General features: G+C 34.2%; 19 protein-coding genes and 1 tRNA gene. 11 read left to right on the top strand and 9 right to left on the bottom strand.

Annotation, left to right across the window (positions count from 1 at the left end):
• Positions 1–33 precede the first annotated feature (33 nt).
• The 3 genes from QMG60_RS20930 to can all read left to right on the top strand — a co-directional run bounded on the left by QMG60_RS20930 (position 34) and on the right by can (position 2,800).
• The gene (locus QMG60_RS20930; protein ID WP_241774348.1) at positions 34–318 is read left to right on the top strand and encodes a hypothetical protein; all 285 of its coding nucleotides are present in this window, start codon (positions 34–36) and stop codon (positions 316–318) included.
• Between the two features lie 86 nt (positions 319–404).
• Entirely contained in the window at positions 405–2,051 is a 1,647-nt protein-coding gene (locus QMG60_RS20925) for a SulP family inorganic anion transporter (protein WP_281866297.1), read from the top strand.
• A gap of 113 nt (positions 2,052–2,164) precedes the next feature.
• Positions 2,165–2,800, top strand: a complete 636-nt coding sequence (gene can / locus QMG60_RS20920; protein ID WP_057116696.1) for a carbonate dehydratase — start codon at positions 2,165–2,167, stop codon at positions 2,798–2,800.
• Between the two features lie 36 nt (positions 2,801–2,836).
• Here can and QMG60_RS20915 read toward each other — a convergent pair whose 3' ends face one another.
• Together QMG60_RS20915 and QMG60_RS20910 are read right to left on the bottom strand one after the other, a co-directional pair.
• Positions 2,837–4,039 carry an LETM1-related biofilm-associated protein gene (locus tag QMG60_RS20915; protein ID WP_057116695.1) on the bottom strand — a complete coding sequence of 401 codons (1,203 nt, stop codon included), beginning with the start codon at positions 4,037–4,039 and terminating at the stop codon, positions 2,837–2,839.
• A 107-nt stretch (positions 4,040–4,146) separates the two neighbouring features.
• Entirely contained in the window at positions 4,147–4,674 is a 528-nt protein-coding gene (locus QMG60_RS20910; RefSeq protein WP_281866296.1) for a superoxide dismutase family protein, read from the bottom strand.
• A gap of 214 nt (positions 4,675–4,888) precedes the next feature.
• Between QMG60_RS20910 and QMG60_RS20905 the strand changes: the two genes are divergently transcribed.
• The 3 genes from QMG60_RS20905 to QMG60_RS20895 all read left to right on the top strand — a co-directional run bounded on the left by QMG60_RS20905 (position 4,889) and on the right by QMG60_RS20895 (position 6,445).
• On the top strand, positions 4,889–5,326 hold the full coding sequence (locus tag QMG60_RS20905) for an META domain-containing protein (protein WP_134139934.1): 438 nt from the start codon (positions 4,889–4,891) through the stop codon (positions 5,324–5,326).
• Between the two features lie 4 nt (positions 5,327–5,330).
• Entirely contained in the window at positions 5,331–5,849 is a 519-nt protein-coding gene (locus tag QMG60_RS20900; RefSeq protein ID WP_134139935.1) for a DUF4251 domain-containing protein, read from the top strand.
• Between the two features lie 110 nt (positions 5,850–5,959).
• Positions 5,960–6,445 carry a hypothetical protein gene (locus tag QMG60_RS20895; protein ID WP_057117011.1) on the top strand — a complete coding sequence of 162 codons (486 nt, stop codon included), beginning with the start codon at positions 5,960–5,962 and terminating at the stop codon, positions 6,443–6,445.
• A gap of 70 nt (positions 6,446–6,515) precedes the next feature.
• On the opposite strand, the gene QMG60_RS20890 is transcribed toward QMG60_RS20895, so the two are convergent.
• From QMG60_RS20890 to QMG60_RS20860, 7 genes are all read right to left on the bottom strand, one after another.
• The gene (locus QMG60_RS20890; protein WP_281866295.1) at positions 6,516–7,532 is read right to left on the bottom strand and encodes a glycoside hydrolase family 18 protein; all 1,017 of its coding nucleotides are present in this window, start codon (positions 7,530–7,532) and stop codon (positions 6,516–6,518) included.
• Between the two features lie 293 nt (positions 7,533–7,825).
• Entirely contained in the window at positions 7,826–9,616 is a 1,791-nt protein-coding gene (locus QMG60_RS20885; protein WP_281866294.1) for an acyl-CoA dehydrogenase family protein, read from the bottom strand.
• A gap of 229 nt (positions 9,617–9,845) precedes the next feature.
• Positions 9,846–11,027: an acetyl-CoA C-acyltransferase gene (locus QMG60_RS20880; protein ID WP_281866293.1), complete on the bottom strand. Its 1,182-nt coding sequence runs from the start codon at positions 11,025–11,027 to the stop codon at positions 9,846–9,848.
• 97 nt (positions 11,028–11,124) lie between these two features.
• Complete coding sequence (locus QMG60_RS20875; protein WP_281866292.1) at positions 11,125–13,515, bottom strand: 3-hydroxyacyl-CoA dehydrogenase/enoyl-CoA hydratase family protein; 2,391 nt, start codon at positions 13,513–13,515, stop codon at positions 11,125–11,127.
• Positions 13,516–13,568: 53 nt separating this feature from the next.
• Entirely contained in the window at positions 13,569–14,027 is a 459-nt protein-coding gene (locus QMG60_RS20870) for a MarR family transcriptional regulator (RefSeq protein ID WP_057116687.1), read from the bottom strand.
• 221 nt (positions 14,028–14,248) lie between these two features.
• Positions 14,249–15,286, bottom strand: a complete 1,038-nt coding sequence (locus QMG60_RS20865; RefSeq protein ID WP_281866291.1) for a WYL domain-containing protein — start codon at positions 15,284–15,286, stop codon at positions 14,249–14,251.
• A gap of 281 nt (positions 15,287–15,567) precedes the next feature.
• Entirely contained in the window at positions 15,568–16,191 is a 624-nt protein-coding gene (locus QMG60_RS20860) for a hypothetical protein (protein WP_281866290.1), read from the bottom strand.
• 691 nt (positions 16,192–16,882) lie between these two features.
• On the opposite strand from QMG60_RS20860, the gene QMG60_RS20855 reads away from it, so the two are divergent.
• From QMG60_RS20855 to QMG60_RS20835, 5 genes are all read left to right on the top strand, one after another.
• Positions 16,883–17,000 (top strand) — tRNA-OTHER (locus QMG60_RS20855).
• Between the two features lie 243 nt (positions 17,001–17,243).
• The gene (locus tag QMG60_RS20850) at positions 17,244–19,484 is read left to right on the top strand and encodes a hypothetical protein (protein ID WP_281866289.1); all 2,241 of its coding nucleotides are present in this window, start codon (positions 17,244–17,246) and stop codon (positions 19,482–19,484) included.
• A 429-nt stretch (positions 19,485–19,913) separates the two neighbouring features.
• Positions 19,914–21,335 (top strand): RtcB family protein, encoded by a 1,422-nt coding sequence (locus tag QMG60_RS20845; protein WP_281866288.1) that lies wholly within the window; start codon positions 19,914–19,916, stop codon positions 21,333–21,335.
• A 372-nt stretch (positions 21,336–21,707) separates the two neighbouring features.
• Positions 21,708–22,508 (top strand): TatD family hydrolase, encoded by an 801-nt coding sequence (locus QMG60_RS20840; RefSeq protein WP_281866287.1) that lies wholly within the window; start codon positions 21,708–21,710, stop codon positions 22,506–22,508.
• 213 nt (positions 22,509–22,721) lie between these two features.
• Positions 22,722–25,505, top strand: coding sequence for a TrlF family AAA-like ATPase (locus QMG60_RS20835; protein ID WP_348773909.1), 2,784 nt, complete (start codon positions 22,722–22,724; stop codon positions 25,503–25,505).
• Positions 25,506–25,694: the final 189 nt, after the last annotated feature.

Raw genomic sequence — 25,694 nt, 5'->3', positions numbered from 1 at the left:
TGATTTTATTTGTTTAACGCTATTTTTGCTTCAATGAAATTAGTTGCTCGCATATTATTATTCATTTTTATTGCCTTCTTATCGACCCCGACAATTGTTCAGGCGATAAAGAAAGGGAATAATACAGTTGTATCTTTTAGTATAGCTGAAGAAGAAGTACATAAAGAGCTGAAAAATGTTATGCATCATCCATCAATTTTGGAGCATGAAGTTATAATTCCGGTTTACATCGAGAAAAAAACAATCATATCTGAAAATATTGTAAAACTTGACAATATTTCTCCGAGCATATTTGCTCCACCTCCCAATTTAGTATAATACTTCCGATTATTTGATCTTTAGCCGCATTTGAATTTAAGCAAATGGGGTAAATCTTTAATGAATAATTTTTTTAGTATTGTATTATGACAAAAAAAATCAATCTTTTTGCCAACCTTAAGTCTGATTTTGCGTCAGGTTTAGTGGTTTTCTTGGTGGCTCTTCCATTGTGTTTAGGTATTGCAATGGCTTCTGGGGCGCCGTTATTTTCTGGAATTATTGCTGGTGTTGTGGGCGGTATTGTGGTAGGTTATTTAAGCCAGTCACATATTAGTGTATCGGGTCCAGCAGCTGGGTTGACAGCTATTGTTTTAACCGCAATTACCGATTTTGGAGCTTTCGATGTATTTTTAATGTCTGTTTTTATTGCAGGATTAATTCAATTAGCATTAGGATTTTTAAAAGCCGGAAGTATATCCAACTATTTCCCAACAAATGTAATTGAAGGAATGTTAGCTGGTATTGGAATCATCATCATCTTAAAACAAATCCCTCATGCTTTTGGCTACGATGCTGATTTTGAAGGGGATCAAGCCTTTATACAAAATGATGGAAGTAATTCTTTTTCGTTTTTGTTTGATCTTTTAAATCACATTCAATTAGGAGCTGTAGTAGTTTCTTTAGTCTCACTGATAATATTGCTTTCGTGGGAGAAAGTACCATTTCTAAAAAGGATAAAATTAGTTCCAGGAGCACTAGTTGCAGTTATTGCTGGGGTTGTTTTAAACGAAATATTTGTATCAACAGGAAGCGCTTTGGCAATTGGAAAAGAACATTTGGTTTCGTTGCCAGTTCCAAAATCTTTTGATGAATTTAAATCAATTATAATTACGCCAAACTTTGCTGCTGTTTCAAATCCGCAGGTTTGGGTAGTTGCTGTTACAATTGCCATTGTTGCTTCTATTGAAACACTTTTATGTATTGAAGCCTCTGATAGAATGGATGCTCAAAAACGATACACAAACACAAATGTTGAATTAAAAGCGCAAGGTCTGGGTAATATAATAAGTTCTCTTTTAGGAGGACTTCCTATGACATCTGTTGTAGTGCGTTCATCAGCTAATAATAATGCTGGTGCAAAATCTAAAATGTCTACTATTATTCATGGTGTACTTTTATTAATAAGTGTATTATCGATTCCAGCAATTTTAAACAAAATTCCGTTGGCAACATTGGCAACAGTTTTAATTTTAGTGGGTTATAAATTAGCAAAACCAGCAACTTTTATGCATTTCTGGGAAAAGGGGAAATACCAGTTTGTCCCTTTTATTGCAACTTTGGTCTTTGTCGTTGCGACAGATTTGCTAAAAGGTGTTGCGTTGGGAATTATTATTAGTATCATTTTTGTTTTAAGAGGAAACTTGAAAAGAGCTTATATCTTCAAAAAAGAAGAATATGAAGACGGTGATATCATTCACATCGATTTAGCGCAGGAAGTTTCATTTTTAAATAAAGCTGCGATCAAACAAACGCTAAATGAAATTCCTGAAAATTCAAAAGTAATTATCAATGCTCATGATACAGAGTATATTGCACATGATGTTTTAGATTTGATTCGTGAATTTAAAGAAACAAGGGCAATTGATGATAACATTAAAGTCAAACTTAAAGGCTTTAAAGAAGCATACGAATTAGAAAATACACCAGATAATAACAATCACGTTACTATTGAACATTATTATGATGTAGCAAAAAGGGAAGTGGTTAAAAAAGAAGTTGTTAAAGGAGAATAATTAAAATAAGGTGTTTTTAAGGAGGAAGAAATCTTAAAATTTAGGTAACTTTACCTCAAGTTCTTTTTTGAGAAGATTATAACTTAAAAATTACCACAAAAAAAATAAAAAAAATGAGAAAGTTTTATGAGCAGTTATTAGAAAACAATAAAAAGTGGGTAGAGAATTCACTGGCATTAGATCCAAATTATTTTGCTGATTTAGCAAAAGGTCAGTCGCCGCCATTATTATGGATTGGATGTTCTGACAGCCGTGTTCCTGCAAACGAAATTGTTGGTGCAAAACCAGGTGAAGTTTTTGTTCACCGTAATATCGCAAATATGGTTGTGCATTCTGATATGAATATGCTTAGTGTTTTAGATTATGCTGTAAATGTATTAAAAGTAAAACACGTTATCGTATGCGGACATTATGGATGCGGAGGTGTAAAAGCTGCAATGGGACACCAATCTGTTGGAATTATCGATAACTGGCTGCGTCACATAAAAGATGAATACCGTCTGCACGATAAATACTTAAACTCAATTGAGGACGAAACAGAACGTTTTAATGCTTTTGTTGAAATCAATGCAAAAGAGCAGGTTTACAATTTAGCTAAGACTTCTATTGTACAAAATGCATGGAAAAATGGTCAGGATTTAATGCTTCACGGATGGGTTTACGGATTAAATTCAGGTTTTGTAACCGATTTAAATGTAAATATCGCGTCGAATGATGAACTAGACGAAGTTTATCAATTAGATCTTTAATAGATAAAAAAATCGCCCTTTTGAGGGCGATTTTTTTTATTCATTTTCATCTAAGTTTTCGTTAAATGCAGATGGAAGCATTGTTGGGATAAACTTGATTAATATTGGTAATAACAAACTTCCTCCTGGAAGTAAAAATATCGTAAGCGATGGAATTGTTTTACAAATGTCCAAAAGCTGTTTTTTGACTTTCTTTTTTTCCTTTGCATCCAAATCTCTTGTTGTAGAGTATGCTAATAAAACAACGAGTTCTTTACTCTGCATAATTTCCCTTACCAATCGGTTTTTGTTTCTTGTGATCAATTTTATAACGCTGTGCGTCATTTGATCGTAAAAATGCTTAACAGGGTTTGAGTAATTAAAATACGGAATTTTACTTTTATGAGTTGTGATAAAAGCGTTCGTTGTTGCAATACTTTGGGCTGTAAATTCATCTGTAACACCCATCATTGATCCTAAAGAATATAAAAAATAAGCTTCTTCATTTTCAACAACACCATCACTCCAAAGTGCCATTCCAGCCATATCAATTAAATAATATTGCTCTAATTTGTTGCTGAAATAGTCTAACTGCAAGGTTTCTAAAGTATCTACAGTAACTTTAGAGAATTTAGAATAACGAATAGAAGCTTCGAATAATTTAATTAATAAATCATCGTGCTGTGATTTTACCGTTTTAGTTTTTAGCGCTAAACCCACAATACCAAGAACTGTTTCTTCAATACGTTTTAGATATTTTTCTGGAATTTCGCCATGAGCCAAATATTGTCTAAAAGCTAAAACATCAATAAACAATAAAGCATTCGTTACCAAATGCGAAAAGTTTTTGCTGATGATGCTGTCATTCGTCTGAACCCTTTGGTCAATAATGCTTTCCAGAGAGAGAGAAGGAGTATCTTTTGGAAGTAAAATTTTAAACAAGTTAAATCCTTCTGGATTCATTTGTTTGTAAAACTTTAAAACTTCTGAGATGAAATTTTTAGGTTCCGAGTTTCTTTTCTCTAAACAAAAAACATGATAGAGTGTATTAAGTAAAGCTACTTTAGAAATTTCAGTTTTAAACCAGCCTTTTATTGGAATCGGAATCTGAGAATCTATAGCAATAATATGACCATAAATAAATCCCGTTTCTCTTACTTTATAGTAAAACGATTCTACTGTTTCAAAAGGAATTGCTTCTGAAAACTTCTGTTCACTAAAAAACTTATCTATCCAGCCGTGTGCTGATGGGTTAATCATTGACTTAATTTTGCTAATGCAAAGCTATGTCTTTTTCTTGTTTTAGGATTCATTTTAAAATGAAATAACCACTAGATTTTGTTAAAAATAGTGGTTATTGTATTTTCTTATTTGATGATTCCTGCACAAGCAACTCTTCCGCCGGCATTTCCTGTAGGCTGGGTTGTAAAATCATCTGTTCCTGCGTGAACGATTAAACCTTTGCCAAGAACATCTTTGTTAGAATCTCCACATCCAACGCACCATTCGTCAGTAGTTAAAGTGATCGATCCATTACCTTTTGCATCTGCAGTAAAGTTTCCGATATCACCTTTATGATATTCTCCAACTCCCCATTTTCCGTGTTTTTTAAAAGTTGGATTCCAGTGTCCTCCAGCAGAGCTTCCGTCTGCAGCACTACAATCTGCTTTTTCATGGATATGTATAGCGTGAACTCCTGGTTCTAGTCCAGTCATTTTTGCAGTAAAAGTAACTTTTCCATTTTTCTCTATAAAAACAGCAGTTCCAGTAACCTTACTGTTGCTTTTTGGTTCTAATGCAACTGTTAATGTTTTTGCATCACTTGATTTTGTATTTGTCTTACAGCCAATAATTACGGCTGTAATTATAGCGAAAGAAACGATTAGTTTTTTCATATATATGGGCATTTTAGTTAAATATTAAGTAAATTTAACATAAAATAACGGAATGGCTTAACTCTAAAAGTTAAAAAAAAGTCAAACTATTCGTTATAATTTAATATCGATTGAGCACATAACACGGAAATATTGCGTAAATTCGTATGGTTTTAACGAATAGTTTCTGAAATCATCCTGCTCTAATTCGCTCATTTTTTAATTCTTAACTATTATGATTAAAAAGATTTTTACTCTCGTTTTTCTTAGTTCAATATTGCTTTCCTGCAATATTTTTAAATGTAAAAAAAGTGATGCAGTTTCAAAACTCGACGGAACTTGGGAACTGAATTATATCACTGGTCCAAAGATTACTTTTGATGGTCTATACCCAAATAAGAAACCTACAATAATTTTCAACACAAAAGAAAACCAAGTTTCGGGCAATAACAGCTGTAATTCTTATACGGGAAAATTGGTTGTAAATGGAAATAAAATTGATTTTACCCAGCCAATGGCAGTTACCAAAATGATGTGTCTGGACGGACAACAAGGTGAACAAACTTATATGTCTACACTTCAAAAAATTACTTCATACGATATTACGGATGATGGTAAAACTTTAAATTTTATTTCTGGAGATATTGCAATGATGCGTTTTACTAAAAAATAATGCTATGAAAGCTAAAATATCTGTTATGTTCCTGATTTTTTCACTCTTAAGCTTTTCAGTTTCAGCACAGGAAAAAACAAAAAAAGAATTAAAGGAAGAAAGAGAACTAAAAAAGCAAAATGAAATTCAAGCTCTTTTAGATGCCAAGAATTTTGTTTTTGAAGCACAAAAGGTTACACCGCAAGGTGGAAGATTAATTCAGCTGGATTACAATACTTATTTCTTGAACTTTAATACAGAAAACACAACTTGCGATCTTCCTTTTTTTGGACGCGGATTTAATGTTGCGTATAATGGTGACGGCGGAATTAAATTTGAAGGAAAACCTGAGAATATCAAAATTGAAAAGAAAAAGAAAAATACCATTTTAAAAGCAACAGTTCGAGGAAAAAACGATGTTTATGATCTAATGTTTAGTATTTTTTCTAATGGAACAGCTACGCTTAATGTAAATAGTAACAATAGAGCGCCAATTAGTTATGATGGAATAATTAGTGCTCCAAAGACATCGGTGAATAAATAATAGTTTTACCTATTTAAGATATAGATATACTGTTTTGGGTTTTAAAGTTTTAATAATCAGTATATTTTACTATGCATATTATTTTTAAAAACAAATTTAAAATTGAAACTATGAAAAAATTAAGTCTTATTCTTATTCTGGCTGTTGCCTCATTTTCATCTTATGCACAATCTTCTTTTAAAGAAGATGTAGATGTTTTGCAAAGTGTTTACGGGAAATCTAAAAGTGATTTAGTAAAACAATACATGAACTTGTCAGATGCTCAAGCAGCAGCTTTTACAAAAGTGTATGATGAGTACGAAACCAAACGTAAAGCGCTCGGACAAACCAAATTTCAATTAATAAATGATTATGCAGCTAATTATGAAACTTTGACAGATGCCAAAGCCGATGAATTAGCAAAAGGTACTTTAAAAAATCATATTGATTATGAAAAACTTTACTCTAAAACCTATAGTCAAGCCAAAAAAGCGATTGGAGCTATAAATGCGGCTAAATTTATTCAGTTGGAAGTGTATCTGCAAACGATTATTCGCAGTGAAATTTTAGAATCTATTCCTTTTATCGGAGAATTGGATAAATCAAAAGTTCAATAAGGTTTTTGTAACTATAAAACAAAAAGGCAGTTATTTAGATAACTGCCTTTTTTTATTCTTTTAAACAAAATTATTTTGCTGTTTTTACTTTGTAAATTTCATTTACCATTCCGTCACGGAAACTATCTAAAGTAAGTTCCCAAAACATAATTCCTCCTAATTTTTTAGCTTTTACGTATTCTGCTTTTGCTTTTATAGATTTAAGATCATCTGATGTAGCAAAAGTTTTAGTTGAAGCATTGTACCAATAAGGTGCTTTTGCTTTGTCATCCCAAAAATATTTCCATCCATTTGCTTCAGTATAAGTTGTAGCAAAGTTTTTAAAATCGATACCTTGAATATGTTCTCCAGCTTGATAAAGACCATTATTTACGTTTTCTACATTTTTCCAAGTTCTTGAGTAAAAAGCACCGCCAATAACTAGTTTCTCTGCAGGAACGCCTTGTTTCAATAAAAATTCAACAGCTCTATTCGTAGATTCTTCATTAGCATTTGTACTGTACAATGGAGAATGGTGACCCGTAACTTTAGAATATCCGTTTACTAAATCATAACTCATAATATTGATGCGGTTTACCAAAGGAGTTGCAGCTTTCCAGTCAATAGATTCGTCTAAATATTTTTGGAAACCTCCTGCAGCGAAACTCAATTCGTATTTTTTACCTAATGTAGAACGTAATATTTTTACCAGTTCAGTAAAGTTAGGCTTGTCAACAGCCTGATACAAATGACCTGGAAGTCCTTCGATTGCTGGATATTCCCAATCTAAATCTAAACCGTCAACTTTATAAGAATCGCTTATTTCTTTTACAGATTTAGCAAACTTTAAACGACCTTCTGCAGTAGAGAAAGCAGCAGAACAAGGTTCGCAGCCACCCCAGCCGCCAAGTGATAAAATAATTTTTAGCTGCGGATTTTTTGCTTTTAGAGAAACTAAGTGTTTGATTGTAGTTGAATCTTTAGGAGAATCAACACTTAATTTTCCATCTTTTAAATGGCAGAAACTGAAAATAATTTGATTTAATTTGCCAACTTCGTATTCATCAATAAGTTTTGAATCGCCAGTGTAATAAGCGATTATGTCCATTTTTTTGTTCTTTTGAGCAAAGGTCGTCGTGATACCAAAGCACAACAAAAAAGATGCGATTAGAGTAATTTGTTTCATTATTTTGTTTTTAGCGTTTTTAGAATGTTAAATATAAAGTAATACATTGGATATTTAACTATTGTAATTCACTTTGAAAGTTAATTTTAACGAAAATTTTGCAAATCGTTGCAAAAATATTGCGAAGAAAGATCTGGAAAATAACAAAAATAAACCCGCGCAGTTTCGGACTTGCGCGGGTTTAAACAAATTAAAAGCTAAAAACTATTGTAATATTAGAAGCAGTATGAATTTTCTGCAACTAATTTTTCTGCAATTTTTTCTCTCAACGCCACAACATTTGGCAGGTTAGTGTATTTTGTAAAACGTTTCAATCCCATTAACATCATACGTTGTTCGTCTCCTTCAGAGAAAGACGCAATTCCTTCTTTTCCTCTTAAGTTTACAATATCTACAGCTTTGTACAAGTATAATTTTGCCATAGCAATTTGCTCTTGAACTTTATCTTCACCTTCTTTTTTAGCTAATTTCTCAGTTCTAAGAATTGTACTTTCAGCCATATAAATTTCGATTAAGATATCTGCAGCAGCCATTAATAATTGTTGGTGAGAATCTAATTCTGGACCATATTTTTGAACAGCGCTTCCAGCAACCATCAAGAAAACTTTTTTCAAGTTAGCTACGATTGTTTTTTCTTCTGCAAATAATTCAGAGAAATCTGGAGTATCAAAAGAGGGAATTCCCATTAATTCTTCTTGAACTTTCATTGCTGGTCCAAGTAAATCAACGTGTCCTTTCATTGCTTTTTTGATTAGCATACCTACAGAAAGCATTCTGTTGATTTCGTTTGTTCCTTCGTAGATACGTGCGATACGAGCATCTCTCCAAGCACTTTCCATCGGAGTATCTTCAGAGAATCCCATTCCGCCAAAAACCTGAATACCTTCGTCAGAACAGTTTTGAACGTCTTCAGAAACCGCTACTTTCAAGATCGAACACTCGATAGCATATTCTTCAACACCTTTCAATTCAGCTTCCTGATGAGAAGTTCCTTCCGCTTCACGAGCAGCAATTCTGTCTTCGATGTCTTTTGCAGCACGGTAAGAAGCACTTTCTCCCGCGTAAGCGCTAGTTGCCATTTCAGCTAATTTAGAACGGATAGCTCCAAAAGATGAAATAGGAGTATTGAACTGAATTCTTTCGTTAGCATATTTTACAGCTCCAGTTGTTACTCTTCTTTGAGCATCCAAACATGCGGCAGCCAATTTAATACGACCAACGTTCAAAGCATTCATTGCAATTTTGAAACCGTTTCCTCTTTCAGACAACATGTTTTCAACCGGAACTTTTGTTTCGTTGAAGAAAACCTGACGAGTAGAAGAAGCACGAATTCCTAATTTATGTTCTTCTTCATTCATAGAAATTCCGTTTGACGGATCATTTTCTACGATGAAACCTGTAATATTTTTATCATCTCCAATACGAGCAAAAACGATGAAAACGCTGCAGAAACCTGCATTCGAAATCCACATTTTTTGTCCTGTAATTAAATAATGAGTTCCGTCTTCAGATAAAACAGCTTTTGTTTTTCCTGAGTTAGCATCAGATCCAGCGCCTGGCTCAGTTAAGCAGTAAGCTCCAAACCATTCTCCAGAAGCCAATTTAGGAACGTATTTTTTCTTTTGCTCTTCTGATCCATAAAGTGTAATTGGCATTGTTCCAATTCCGGTATGCGCACCAAAAGCAGTCGAGAACGAACCAGTTGCTCCAGAAATGTAATCGCAAACTAACATCGTAGATACAAATCCCATTCCTAATCCGCCGTACTCTTCAGGAACTGCAACTCCAAGAAGTCCCAATTCACCCGCTTTACGCATAGATGATTCAGTATAAGCGTAATCTTTTTTCTCAAAACGATCTTTATGCGCCCATAATTCTTTGTCAACGAACTCCTTAACAGAGTCACGCATCATTAACTGCTCTTCCGAGAAATCTTCTGGAGTAAAGATGTCCTCGCATTTTGTTTCTTTAACTAGGAATTGACCTCCTCTTGTTTTGTCGCTCATGACTTTTATTTTTTTTGTTTTAGTATCTTTTTATTTATGCTTTTTCCTCAATCTTGTCATTTCGACGAAGGAGAAATCTCCGCAAGTAAACTCTACAAAGATTATCAGCTGTGTGGACAATCGTCGCGGAGATTTCTCCTTCGTCGAAATGACAAATTTGATGGTTTTTTTGTCGAAATACTAGTGCGATTTCTCGTTCCTCGAAATGACAAACTATACGAATACTTTCTTATAACACCTCGTAAATTCCAGCGCTTCCCTGTCCAGTACCCACACACATTGAAACAATTCCATATTTGTTGCCTCTGCGTTTCATTTCATCAAATAATTGGACAGATAGTTTAGCTCCTGTGCATCCCAGCGGGTGTCCTAAAGCGATTGCTCCTCCGTTTACGTTTACGATATCTGGATTTAAACCTAATTCGCGAATTACAGCCAAAGACTGAGAAGCAAAAGCCTCGTTTAATTCCACTAAGTCAATATCTTTTAATTCTAAACCAGCTTGTTTTAAGGCTTTTGGAATTGCTTTTACTGGACCAATACCCATTATTCTTGGTTCAACACCAGAAGAAGCAAAATTTACCAAACGTGCAATTGGCTCAAGATTTAATTCTTTTACCATCTCTTCGCTCATGATTAAAACGAATGCAGCACCGTCGCTCATTTGAGAAGAGTTACCTGCAGTTACACTTCCGTCAGCAGCGAAAACCGGTTTTAAACCTGCTAAAGCTTCTTTAGAAGTTCCAGCTCTCGGTCCTTCGTCTTGTTTTACAACGTATGATTTAGTTTCTTTTTTACCGTTTTCATTGATGAAAGTCTGCTCAACAGTAATTGGAACGATTTGTTTGTCGAATTTTCCTTCTGCCTGCGCTTTCAAAGCTTTCATGTGTGAGTTATAAGCAAACTCATCCTGATCTTCTCTTGAAATTTTATATTGATTGGCAACCGCTTCAGCAGTTAAACCCATTCCCCAATAGTAATCTTCGTGACCTGCAGCAGCAACTTTATAATCCGGAGTTGGTTTGTAACCTCCCATCGGAATAAAACTCATACTTTCTGCACCACCTGCAATGATACAATCTGCCATTCCCGATTGGATTTTAGCAGTCGCCATTCCGATAGTTTCTAGTCCAGATGCGCAATAACGGTTTACCGTAACTCCAGGAACATCTTCTACTTTTAATCCCATAAGAGAAATCAAACGACCAACGTTTAGTCCTTGTTCTGCTTCCGGCATGGCATTTCCTACCATAACGTCGTCGATACGTTTTTTATCAAAATTAGGCAGTTCGTCCATCATAAACTGAATGGTTTCTGCAGCTAATTCATCAGGTCTTTTAAATCTAAAAACACCTTTTGGAGCTTTTCCAACTGCTGTTCTATATGCTTTTACTATATATGCTGTTTTCATTTGTTTTGTTTTTTTTAAGATTTATAGAAGCAAGAGCCAAGAGAAAAGACAAAACTTTGTTTTGAAATCTTGCTTCTTGCATCTTTCTTCTACTTTTCTAATTACGAAGCGGTTTTCCTTTAGTTAACATATATTGGATTCGTTCAAGAGTTTTTCTCTCTGTACATAAACTCAAGAAAGCTTCACGTTCGATATCTAATAAATATTGTTCAGAAACTAAAGTTGCTTCAGATAAATCACCTCCGGCCATAACATAAGCCAGTTTGTTAGCGATTTTCTTGTCGTGTTCAGAAATGTATTTTCCAGCTTCCATTTGATCCGTTCCTACTAAGAACATTCCAAGTGCTTGTTTTCCTAAAACTTTAATATCATTTCTTCTAATTGGCTGTGTATAACCAGCTTCTGCTAATAATAAAGCATGTTTTTTAGCTTCAGCAATCTGACGATCTTTGTTTACTACAATAACATCTTTTCCATGTTGAAGAAGTCCAGTGTCAAAAGCTTCATAACCAGAAGTTGAAACTTTTGCCATTGCGATTGTTAAGAAATATTCTTGAAGAACGTTCAACTCCACATCGTTTTTGCGGAATAAATCAGACGCTCTTAAAGTCATTTCTTTAGAACCACCACCACCAGGAATTACACCAACACCAAATTCAACCAATCCCATATAAGTTTCTGCAGCAGCAACCACTTTATCAGCATGTAAGCTCATTTCGCATCCACCGCCAAAAGTCATTCCGTGAGGCGCTACAACAACTGGAATAGAAGAATAACGAACGCGCATCATTGTATCTTGGAACAATTTGATCGCCATGTTTAATTCGTCGTATTCCTGCTCAACTGCCATCATGAAAATCATTCCGATATTAGCTCCAACAGAGAAATTCGCTGCTTGGTTTCCAATAACTAAACCTTGATATTCTTTTTCAGATAAGTCGATTGCTTTATTGATGGCTTGAAGTACATCGCCACCAATTGTATTCATTTTAGATTGGAATTCTAAGTTCAAAATTCCGTCTCCCAAATCCTGAATGATTGCACCGCTGTTACTCCAAACTTTTTTGCTTTCGCGAATGTTGTTCAGAATAATGAATGAATCTTGTCCAGGAACTTTTACTTGTGATTTTGTTGGAATGTTGTAGAAATAAGTTGCTCCTTCTTTTACAGTATAGAAACTTTCGCTTCCAGAAGCCAGCATTTCTGTAACCCATGCAGCAGGCTCTAAGCCTTCTGCTTTCATGATTTCAATTCCTTTGGCAACACCAATTGCATCCCAGATTTCAAATGGACCATTTTCCCATCCAAAACCAGCTTTCATAGCATCGTCAATTTTGTATAATTCGTCTGAGATTTCAGGAATTCTGTTTGACACATAAGCAAACATTCCAGCGAAACTTTTTCTGTAGAATTCTCCCGCTTTGTCTGTTCCTTTTACTAAAACTTTAAAACGATTGATTGGTTTATCGATAGTTTTTGTCAGTTCAAGCGTAGCAAAATTTGCTTTTTTCGCAGCGCGGTATTCTAATGTATCTAAGTCTAAAGAAAGAATATCTTTATCTACTTTTTTGTAGAAACCTTGTCCCGTTTTGCTTCCCAGCCAATTGTTTTCCATCATTTTGGTAACAAATTCTGGAAGTTTAAACAATTCGTGTTGTTCATCAGTTGGGCAGTTTTCATAAATACCATTAGCAACATGTACCAAAGTATCTAAACCAACAACGTCAACCGTACGAAAAGTAGCCGATTTTGGACGACCAATTACAGGCCCCGTCAATTTATCAACTTCTTCAATCGTTAATCCCATTTCTTTTACTAAATGGAATAAACTCTGGATTCCGTAAATACCAATTCTGTTTCCAATAAATGCCGGAGTATCTTTAGCAACAACCGAAGTTTTTCCTAAAAATTTAGATCCATATTCGTTTAAGAAATCCAACACTTCAGTTGAAGTTTTTGGACCAGGAATAATTTCAAATAATTTTAAGTAACGCGCAGGGTTAAAAAAGTGAGTTCCGCAGAAGTGTTGTTGAAAATCTTCGCTTCTTCCTTCACTCATAAAGTGAATTGGAATACCAGAAGTATTAGAAGTAACCAAAGTTCCCGGCTTGCGGAATTTCTCAATTTGTTCAAAAACTAATTTTTTGATATCTAAACGTTCCACTACAACTTCGATAATCCAGTCAACATTGGCAATTTTTGCCATATCATCAGTTGTATTTCCAGTTGTAATTCGGCTAGCGAATTTTTGGCTGTAAATAGGAGAGGGTTTCGATTTTAATGAATTCGCCAAATGTTCGTTTACCACACGGTTGCGAACGGCTTTACTTTCAAGTGTTAATCCTTTTTTAGCTTCAGCTTCTGTCAGTTCGCGAGGTATAATGTCCAGAAGTAAAACTTCGACACCAATGTTAGCAAAATGACTGGCTATACCTGAACCCATAATTCCGGATCCAATTACAGCAACTTTTTTAATTGTGCGTTTCATATTTGTAAAATTTGTTTTTTTGGGTAGAATTTGAATTTTCTCTTTAAAGGAGATTATTCATTTTCTGAGTTTTCTGTATGATTGAAAATATTTTTGTCCTGAATTAATTCGTTGATAATTTCAGAAACTTCTATAAAATGCTGCAGCTTTTCGTCTGAGACATGTTTTCTAACCGTTTCATTAAATTTCAGAACTGTATTTTTAGATAAATCTCTTTTTTCTTTTCCAAATTCGGTTAGGTATATTAAAACACCTCTGCCGTCGCTTGGATTTTTTTTGCGAACAATTAAACCTTTCTCTTCCATAGATTTAAGTGTTCTTGTTAAGCTGGTTGCTTCCATGCCCATTCTCGGGCCTAAAGCGGTTGATGGAGTTCCTTCTTCCTTGTCCATACTTAAAAGAGCAAATCCTGTTGCCATTGTAGCATCATATTTGGCAGCCTCTTCGTTATACATTCTTGAAACAGCCTGCCACGTCGCTCTCAAAATATAATCTATCGTTTTGTCTTTCATAGGTAACTATATCGATTTCAAATATAATTAAAAAATACTATGCATGCATATAATTTTTTAATAAATTTTTGGTTAGTTAAAAAATATCACTGATTTAGAGTGATTTGGTGGTTTATTTATAGGGAAATATACTATTCTTTTTTTAGATTTTAACATTTTCCATGCTGTAAAAATGTCTTTTTGGTTTTTAAATCGGATTTAATTCGATATTCTTTAAAAAATTATGCATTTATTTCAGTTGAATTTTCAGAATCGTAGCGAGAAATGGCATCTTGAAGTATCTTTTTCATACGATTTCTCAGACTTTCTGGTCTTAAAATCTCCATACAACTTCCAAAACCTAGAAGAAGTCTTTCCATTTCATAATTTGGTATTACATATAAATGGACAATAATGCTTCCGTCTTCATTTTCCTTAATTAACCGCTGAGAAGTGTGCAAAGGTTTTGTCAATACATAAGGTGCATTCGACGCATCTACCCATAATTCAATTCGCCTGGCTTTTAATCCCAAATTTACCGTAACACCAATTACATCTTTATAATACATGTCGGCATCAAAATCTTCTTCTAAATAAGGATGATTAAAATCGTAGTCAATTGCAATGATTCTGTCCAAAGCCAAATTGGTAATCGGCTGTGAGACTTTTTTCTTTCCAATCAAAAACCAACGATTATTGAATTCTTTTAATATAAAAGGATGAAAATGAAATTTGGTTTCTTCCACAGATTTAAAAGATTTGTACGTAACTATCAGAACCATTTTTTTGATAATCGCCTGATAGACTTCGTCCAGATAATGAAGCCCTTTTAGATTCTCGTTTTTATCCAGATAAATTACGGGTTTGGTATGTGATTTTTCAGAATAGATTTTATCCTCTAAACGCTGTAAAATATCCGATACATCATTAAAAAGGGAGAAATCTTTAAACTGTTTCAACATCGAAACGGTTTCAGTCAAAACATTCATATCGGTTTCCGTCAGCGGAATATCGGTTATCGAAAAATCTTCGTCTTCATATCTATAATACTTTTTATCGTAAACGACAATTGGCGCATTGTAACCCAGTTTTTCACTTCGCATCAGCTGAATATCCATTTGAATAGTTCGCTTACTAATTGGATTTTGACGTCCTTCGTATTCAAATAGTGCTTCAGAACATTCTTCGATTAAATCCTCCAAAGTCCATTGTCTGTATCTGTTTTGCAGACATTTATCGATCGTTTTATAGCGGATTAAGGCGTTCTTATTTTGTGACATTGTTGTGTTTTTTTTGCCACAAAGTCGCGAAGGCGCAAAGTTTTTTGTTTTTTTAAGGCACTCCCGATAGCTATCAGGATAAAGGATTAAAATGATTTTCCTCCTTTTTTTTCATTTCGATCCCGAGGCTTCGGGAGAGAAATCACACTAGAAACTCCGCACAGAACGTCTCCAATCTTTGTCGAATCCCGCGTGTGATTTCTCCCTTCGGTCGAAATGACAAACTGTGCTTTTAATTAATGCTTCAAATAAAAACTTTGCGCCTTCGCGTCTTTGCGAGATTATTTTTTACTTTCTAAAATGCTTATCTCTTTTTCAATATTAATCCTCGCTTTCTCTTCGTACAAACTCCTGAATTCCTCAGTTTGAAAAATAAATTCATTTTCCAGAAAATGTTTCAACGCTTTGGCGCGCCCGGGTTTGTAGAGAAAATCAGGATAAATGCGATATTCTTTTCTAATCTGTTCAAAATAGATTTTATAATCGTCCCAATCTTTAGCGAGGATTTTCAAATCAAAATCGATTAACCAATTGATATCTTCAATTTCATTTTGCTGATGTTGTTGTGTAGCGCAGATGACATCAAAAACCAATTGTTTATTTAGATTGACATTTTCAGGTAAAATCGCCAAAGCATATTCAGCACTTTTGAGTTCGTTGTCTTTTTTTGAAGCTGAATAAACAAAATCATGATAAAAAATTGAAAATAATATTTCATTCGGATTTTGTAGAAGATTAGAATAGGTTTCAAAACTTTCTATCATTTCTTTTAAATGTGTAAGATTATGATAATGTCTTGATTTCTTGGAATATGCCTTTTCTAAATCCGTCCAGTTCTGCTGAATTTCATTTGCTGAAAAGCCAATATTTGAGAGTAATTCAGAATAGATTTGGGTTAAATTCATAGTTTTTTTATTTAAATCAGATCAGAGCTCCAGAGGAGCGTAATATCTATAGAAATTTTGTTTAGCATCATTATAGCTCCAGCGGAGCGGAATGTTTATAGCAATTTACATCGTTGAGTATTTAGCTCCAGCGGAGCGAAATATTTATAGCAATTTATATCATAGGATCAAAAGCTCCATCGGAGCGACACATCGACTTTCATATTCATAATAGTAGGTACCACCCCGCTGGGGTTCTTGAAATGCATCTCGAAAATAGTTATATATGCCGTCGCTATGGGACTTCTATGGTTTTATTTAAATCTTAATAGCTATAAATATGCCGTCCCTCTGGGACTCCTGTGTTTTATTTAAATCTTAATAGCTATAAATATACCGTCCCTCTGGGACTTATGCGCTTTTTTAAATTAATATATACCCAAATTTAAAATTCTTTTTTTACTGCGCAAAATAATTGCGCAGTAGTTTTGAAATCTTTGCTCAAGAAATAAAACAAATAGTATTTCTTAAAATGAAAAACAAAATTTTCACTACGCAAAATAACTGCGCACTAGTTTTGAAATCTTTGTTCAGAAATAAAAACAAACGTTCATAGAAATAAAAAAAGAATAAAACAGGTCAAGTTGAAGTTACTTCGAAACACTTTCCACGTACACACTTAAACCATTACCTTTTTATTCTACTATTATATGGGACAGTAGCTCAGCGGTTAGAGCAGGTAGTTTTGAAATTATCCTTCAAAGGTCAATCAAAACTTACTTCGTACACTTTTAATGTCCGGGTCGTGGGTTCGAATCCCACCTGTTCCACTATTAATGGTCAATTAAAACTTACTTCAGAAAATTGGTACTCCGGTTCGAGTCCGGCAAGTTTTAAAATCATCATTAATAAAAATAGAGGGTCAAGATTAGCTTACTTCTTCGCGGTAGCCCGCTCCATTTTAGTTCAGCTAATCCATTACACTCCAATTTCAGGTCAAGTGTTTCTTACTTCAAAATCTTTTAGGTAGAACTCAGAAACGCAATTATCTAAATTTTAAAAATTAAAAAAAAATGAAAACAAGAGAATTATTAAAAATCAGTTTACGTCAAAATGCGATTTTCATTCCATCAGAAATGATTACGAATGACGTTAAAAATTTATCAGGAACAACATCGGTTTTATTAGCCAATGTTTCAAAACTCGGATTTACATTTTCTGAATCCTTATTGCACGCTTTAAACAACGTAAGCCCAAATTATAAAGTAGAAGTTTTAGAAGTTTTGAGAGAAGTTTTAGGAACAGATAAAAACTGGACGCCTTTAGTTAAAGAATGGAATATCGCAACAGGAGAATCTGTTGTAGATCATATTATAACTTATTTCGGAAACGTTTTTAAAACCAAAAACGGAACAACTTTACAATGCGGTCATATCATCCCGGATAATACTTTTCCATTAGAAAGATACAACGGTTGTCCGTTCTGCGGAACTCCGTTTGAATTTGGTAAAATCGAAAAATTTGGTCAGGGAAGCAAATTGAAAGTGCTTGAATTGTGGACAGAAAAAGATTTAAACGATTTCTATATCTCATTATTGCAATCAAAAACGGCTTTGGACGCTACTCAGGTAGATAGTTTAAAAATGGCGATGCAAAATTTGCCTTTGCCAAAAGTTGATGTTGCAATGAAGGAAACTTTAATGCTAGTGATGGATCTTTTGATTGAAAACGGTAAAGAAGCCGAAGCATCTCAATTTTTAAAAACTCCAACTGATATCTTAAGATATTTATGGTATAAAAATACTGGAATGCTGCAGATTATCGAACCAAAAACGATTGTTAAAAGAGCGACTAAAAATGGCCAGCATTTTTATAATTCTTTGGATACAAGTGCGCAGGCTAGAATTGCATCTGCAAAAGATTTGAAACTTAAATATTCAAGAAAAGAATGTTTGATGGTGGCAAACTGGTTAAACAATATGGATATGGATGTTGAGACCATGTGCGAAATTATGCATCCAAAAAGAGGAATGTGGGTTCGTTTTATACGAGCGCTTCGTTTGGCCGAATACAGCAAAAGAAAAGGATTTGAGAAATTAATTGCTTTAATGGATGTATTTTACAATAAGGTTTATGATGTTTGGCAAAGTGAAGTGAATGCTTCAAGATTGAAATTTGATGCCGATAAAACATTTGCGTTATTAAAACAGCGTCCAGGATTGTTTGCACGTTCGTTATTTTCGAATATGTTATGGTTTGGTGCAGAAGAAACGATTGCCCATTTTGAAGAAATCATCGATAAAGTTCCGGCTCGATTGGTGTTTACTTTAAATATGTATGCTCAAAATTACTTTGATAAAAACATACAAAGAAGTGTGAAACCTTTGGGTGGCACAAACAAAAGAATCGAACCAAACGGTTTATTGAAATTGTATGATGATGTTCAGTTGGAAGCAATGAAAAACCAGATCGAAGAATTGTGTCTTTTGGCCATGAAAAAACGATTTGCAAAAATTGAGAACACCAACAAAACAATGTATATCGATCCGCAGTTGTTTAATATTCCGGTTTCTATAGGAGATCGAAGCGAAACCGTTCAGGATTTGCCGGTTGCTTTAATGGGAACACGTTTCCCAGTTGAAGGAAACGCAGTGCGATTGTTTATGCAATGGGGTAAAGATTTGCCAGCACAACATTTAGATATGGATTTGAGCTGTCATATCGCTTACGAAGATCGTTCGGATATTTGTTCTTTCAGCAGATTGACTACAACTGGTTGTCAGCATAGCGGTGATATCAGAAGTATTCCGAATAAAATTGGAACGGCCGAATACATCAACATCAACATCGACGAATTGGCGAAAGCCAATGCAAAATTTGTAACTTTTACCTGCAATGCGTACAGCAACGGAAGTATTACGCCAAATTTAATTGTTGGTTGGATGAACAGCAAACACCCGATGAAAATTTCGGAAAAAACTGGAGTTGCCTACGATCCGTCGTGTGTAGATCATCAGGTTCGTGTGACGCAGAATGTTGCCAAAGGTTTGGTTTTTGGAGTGTTGGATGTAGCCAAAAGAGAAATCGTTTGGTTAGAGATGACTTTCGGAGGTCAGGTTGTAGGCGGTTTGGATTTCAAAGGAGTTCAAGCGTTGTTGTCAAAATTAAACAGCAAATTGAATATTGGTAGTTTGTTACAGCTTAAAGCGGAAGCTCAAGGCTTAACAATCACCGAAGATCAAAATGCAGATGAAATTTATACAGCGCAATGGGCGATGAATCCAGCGGTTGTGACGCAATTATTAGTGGATTAGGTTTAATTAGGTGCAAAGAGGCAGAGATTCAAAGGTACAAAGGTTTTTGTAGAGGCGCACTGCTGTGCGTCTCCGCAAAGATTGGTAAATTTAATCTCGTAAAGTCAAAGAGTCGCAAAGATTTTTCTGCGTAATATTTGTCATTTCGATCCCGAGGCTTCGGGAGAGAAATCACACGCGGGATTCGACAAAGATTGGCGACGCTCTGTGCGGAGTTTCTAGTGTGATTTCTCCCTTCGGTCGAAATGACATAAAATGAGAAAAAAAATCATTTTAATCCTTTAATCTGTGGCTAACAAAACCTTTGTTCCTTTGAACCTTTGCAACTTTGTCCCTTTAAAAAAAACCTACGCAAAATAACTGCGCACTTATATAAAACCTTTGCACCTATGAACCTCTGGACCTTTGTCCCTTAAAAAATAAAAAATAATGAAAACACAAATAAACGGTACAGATATATTAGAATTAGGATTCCCAGAAGGAAAAATAATTGGGATTGCTTTAAAAATAAACAGCAAAAGAAACGGATTTACAAGAGACGAAATGATTGCCAATTTCAAAAACGTTTTAGAAACTCCGGAGAATTATATAGACGATAAAATCTTCAGCAAACTGGCTGTCGCTTTAATCGAAAAATCCAATGAAAAACCAGAAGATTTTATTGCTTTAAATCAGAATCCGAATGCGTATTCGGCTTACGGATTAGATCATATCGAAGACGGAGCCAGAAAACAAATGGAAGTGGCCATGAAACTGCCAGTGACAGTTGCAGGAGCTTTAATGCCAGACGCACACCAAGGTTACGGACTGCCGATTGGCGGAGTTTTAGCCACAAAAAATGCCATTATTCCGTATGGTGTTGGGGTTGATATTGGGTGTAGAATGGCGTTGTCGGTTTATGATATTCCGGAAGCTTTTTACTTTGAAAACGAAGCTAAATTCAAAAAAGAATTAATAGCCAATTCGATTTTTGGAGCGGGTCACGGATTTCACGGTCAGTACAAATCAGATCATGCGGTTTTGGAGAATGATACCTTTGATATGAATCCGTTTGTGAAGAATTTGAAGGATAAAGCCTGGTCTCAATTAGGATCTTCTGGTGGTGGAAATCACTTTGTGGAATTCGGAATCATGGAATTTGCAAAAGACGATGCGGTTTTGAATATCCCAAAAGGGAAATATGTCGCTTTGTTAACGCATTCTGGTTCGCGCGGAATGGGTGCCACAATTGCGGGACATTATACTAAAATTGCCAAAGACGAATGTAAACTTCCCGAAGTGGCCAAAAACTTAGCGTATCTGGATATGAACTCACAATTGGGTCAGGAATACTGGATGGCGATGAATTTGGCGGGCGATTATGCTTCGGCTTGTCACGAGATTATTCATAACAAAATGGAACGCGCTTTGGGTGCGACGATTTTAGCCAAAGTCGAAAACCACCATAATTTTGCTTGGAAAGAAATCTGGAACGGCGAAGAAGTTATCGTGCATAGAAAAGGAGCAACCCCAGCCGGAAAAGGCGTTATGGGAATCATTCCCGGAAGTATGACTGCGCCAGGATTTTTGGTGAGAGGAAAAGGCGAGGAGAACGCCATTAATTCGGCTTCACACGGAGCAGGACGACAAATGAGCAGAACCCAAGCGATCAAAAACATTACCAAAACCGAGATGAAATCCATCCTGCAAGATCATGGCGTTACGCTTATCGGTGCAGGTCTGGACGAAGCGCCAATGGCGTATAAAGATATCAATCAAGTGATGGAAGCACAACAGGATTTGGTTGATGTTGTGGCGAAGTTTACGCCGAAATTGGTTCGAATGGCAGATGATGGAAGCCGTGAGGATTGATTTTAGTTTTCAGTCGCGGTCTCAGTTTTCAGTGTTGCGACTCATTTTTAGTGGCCAGTCGCGGTCGCAGTTTTCCGTGTAGAGGCGCACTGTAGTGCGTCTACGCAAAGTGAATAAAATAATAGAATCTCGCAAAGTCGCTAAGACGCAAAGTTTTTGTTTCACGCAGATTTTTCAGATCAAAGCAGATTTAATTGATTTTTAATAATTAATCTGTAATATCTGCTTAAATCTTTTCAAATCTGTGTGAAACAATTTTATAGGCATTGTATAAAAAACTTTGCGCCTCTGCGACTTTGCGAGATTAATTCAGCATAAAGAATGAAAAAAAACTTTGTGCCTTAGCGCCTTCGTGGCAAAAACAAAAAAGAAATGAAAACATACATAGATATCGGAATTAATTTGACCAACAAACAATTCCAAAACGACATAGACGATGTCGTACAAGACGCGCTCGACGCCGACGTATCGCAGATGATACTCACGGGCACAAGCGTGCGAAACAGCGAAGCTTCATTAGAAATCGCAAAACAATATCCGGGAATATTATATTCTACGGCTGGAATTCATCCGCATGATGCGAAGAGTTTTGATGAAAAAAGCATTTCACGACTGCGGAATTTATTAAAACAGAAACAAGTCGTTTCGGTTGGGGAATGCGGACTCGATTTTGATCGTGACTTTTCGCCCAGAAAGAAACAGGAAGAATGTTATAAAGCCCAATTAGAATTGGCGATCGAAGTTCAGAAACCTTTGTTTTTGCACGAAAGAGCCGCTTTTGAAAGCTTTATGAATATCACCAAAGACTATTTACCGCAATTGCCAAAAGCCGTTGTGCATTGTTTTACTGGAACGTTGCAAGAAGCAAAAACCTATCTCGATAACGGATTTTATCTGGGTTTTACCGGAGCGATTTCAGATGCCAAACGTTTCAGCCATTTAAAAGAAGTCATTCAGTACGTACCCCTCGACCGAATAATGATTGAAACCGATGCGCCGTTTATGCTTCCTAAAAATGTCCCGAACAGCCTCTTAAAGAAGTACCACGAACGCCGTTGCGAACCTGCTTTTCTGCCGTATGTTGCCGCAACAATAGCACAGTTCAAAGGAATTGTTTTGGATAAAGTTGCGGAGGAAACGACGAGGAATTCTAAAAGGTTTTTTGGGATTTAGATTTTAATTTAAAGATTATTTGTTGGCTTTTAAATCAGGTGTTTGTACTTGGTTTGGAGGCTTTTTGTTTATATATATTTGAATACAGAGGTAATCTTTTTAGGCTTACGGAAATCCGTAAAGTTATTATTGAAATTTAATACATCTTTGGCAGAGTTGTTTTTTACAAATAAAAGTTAGATTGTTTTTTTAAGAAATTTAAATATTATGGCTATTATTAATAGAGGTTCAGAATGGAGAAAATGGGATTTACATTTTCACACACCATCTTCTTATGATTATCAGGATAAATCAATAACTAATGAAAAAATTATTGAAATATTAGAAAAGAATAATATTTCTGTAATAGCGATTACTGATCATCATTTAATTGATGTTGAAAAAATTATTGATCTTCAGAATATTGGAAAGAATAAAAATATTACTGTTTTACCCGGAATAGAGTTTAGAGCAGAGTTAGGAGGTAGTGAATCAATTCATTATATAGGTATTTTTTCAGAGAAATTGAATAAACAGGAATTAAGCGATATTTGGATAAAATTACAATCTACATGTAAAATAACCCAAACAGACATACAAGCTATTGGAGGCGATGCCAATATTCAATGTGACTTTAAGGAAACTTCTAAACTTATTCATGAATTAGGGGGATTGGTTACTGTCCATGCTGGAAGTAAAGCTAACACTTTTGAAAATATAACTAATTCATTACCAGATAAAATAGCTCAAAAAATTAGTTTGGTAAAGGGATTTATAGATATATTCGAATTAGGAAAAGAAATCGATCAAACAAGTTATAACAATATAGTATTTCCTAATTTAGGATTTAAGTTGCCAATGATAATTTGTTCAGATAACCATAAGATTACGGATTATGTTGTAAAACAAAATCTTTGGATAAAAGCTAACCCGACTTTTGAAGGTTTAAAACAAATAACTTATGAACCAGAAGAAAGAGTTAGAATTCAAAAAGAACAACCCGAATCTGAAAAATTAGATAATTTGATGATTGAAAAGATAACTTTTAAATCTTCAAATAAAAGATTTACTGAAGAACCAATTTATTTTAACAAAAATCTTAATGTCATAATTGGGGGTAAATCTTCTGGTAAATCTATTTTATTGTATGAAATTGCAAGAACTCTATATTCTAACGTTTCGGATAAAGTTTTAAAATATACAGACATAGAGGATTATAAGGAAAAAGATTTGTATGATTTAAGTTTTGTTTCAAAGGATTATATTGATACTGATTATAATTTTAATATAGATTTATTTTCAACAAGTAGTCAATCATTAAAAGATCGCACTGTAAATTCTAGTATTTTACCAAGTATAAAATATATTCCTCAAAATCATCTTGCAAACCTTGTAGACAAGAGTAGAAAAAATGGCGCTACTTTAAAAAAATTAATCCGAGATTTAATATTAGAAGATCCTGATTATAAAACTAAATATGATGATTTTGTAGCCCATGCTCAGAGAAATGATGAAAAAAGAAGTCAGGATATAGATTATTATTTCAATTTAAAAAATGATTTAAAGAAAAAAGAAGATGATTTACAAACTAAAGGAGATACAAAAGCATTAAAAGAAGGAATAGAATTTAATAAGCAAAAGATCACACAACTTAATAAAGATTTTACACCTGAAGAGCAAATTCAATATAAAGATCTTAATGAAAAGTTGAGTTTATTAAATATAAAAGAGAATGAAGTTAATACAGATTTTGAAAAATTAGATATTTTTCGATCTGATATAGCACGTTTCTTCAATGAATTTGTAAGTAAAAAGAAATTACTTTTAGATTCTTTGCAAAATGAAACTATTAAGAATGAATATTCCAGTAAATTACAATTTATCGATGAGGCATTGATAAATATAAATGAAATTTCTAAGGAATTTATTAAGGATGAGGACAATAAGTTTATTTTTGGCTCAACGTTTGCTGAAGAAACAATATTAGTTAATGTAGCAAAAGAGAGTGTTGGTATTAGTTTGCAAGCTTTTAATAATAAATTAGAAGATCAGAAGCAAGTAGCAGCACTTCAAAGAAGTATTGCAGAGGATGAATCTAAACTTGCGGCTATTGAGCAATTTTTAAAAGAAATAGAAACTACGAAAATTGCTATTGTTTCTCAAAGAGAAAAAATATTTATTGATTTTGCTGCTAATTTGAAACTATATGAAGCTATAATTGAAGATCTAAAACCTCGTATTTCAAATATTCAGAATAAAACTGATAAAATTGAAATCTTGCCAGTTATAAAGTATAATTTTCCTAAGTTTAGAGATTTAGCAGATGAAATTTTTAATGGTAGGAGTTTTAATAATCAAGGTTTTAGTTATTTATATCAGTATGCGAATGACAACCCAAAATCTGCACTTGCTGAAGTAGATTTTGCAGAAATTGAAAAAGCGCTGAGGGTGATGTTCGAAAAAATTGAAAATAACCAATTAGTAACAAAAGGGGGAAATTCACAAAAAGATGCTTGCGAAAAAATATTTACAGACTTCTTTTTTGATCATTGGGATGTTAAATCCCAAGGAGATGATATTCATAAAATGTCCACTGGAAAAGCAAGCTTTGTCTTGCTTAAATTGATTATAAAACTAAGTAAAGATGATGGTCCGATTTTAATTGATCAACCTGAAGATAATCTTGATAATCGTTCAGTTTCTCATGAATTGGTTGAATTTTTAAAAGAGAAAAAGCGAGAAAGACAAATTATTTTAGTTACTCATAATCCTAATATTGTTGTTAATGCAGATGCTGAAAATATAATTGTTGCAAATCAAAAAGGACAAAATGATACAGGAAAAGAAAGTACAAGTGATTATCATTTTGATTATATAAATGGAGCGTTAGAGGACTCATTTCCTAAAAATGGCAAAACCGACTTATTAAAATCAATGGGGATACGAGAACATATTGCAGAAATTGTTGAAGGTGGAAAAGAGGCATTCAAAAAGAGGGAAAAGAAATATGGTTTTTAATATTTAAATCCATTAAAAGTCAACAATTATCGCCACATACCTATCTTTGTTTTGCCAACATAGGTTTAATATTATAATTTGAAATATTTTATCGTAAGTTTTTTCTTTCTTTTAAAAATAAAGCTATATCTTTGCGATGCAAAACAATCAAAGGAGAAATCCTTAAAATTTTTTTTAAGTTAACATAAA

Source organism: Flavobacterium sp. GSB-24 (assembly GCF_027924665.1).
GTDB lineage: Bacteria > Bacteroidota > Bacteroidia > Flavobacteriales > Flavobacteriaceae > Flavobacterium.
Note: the sequence above shows the minus strand (reverse complement) of the source record. Positions and strands in the feature narration are given on the sequence as shown.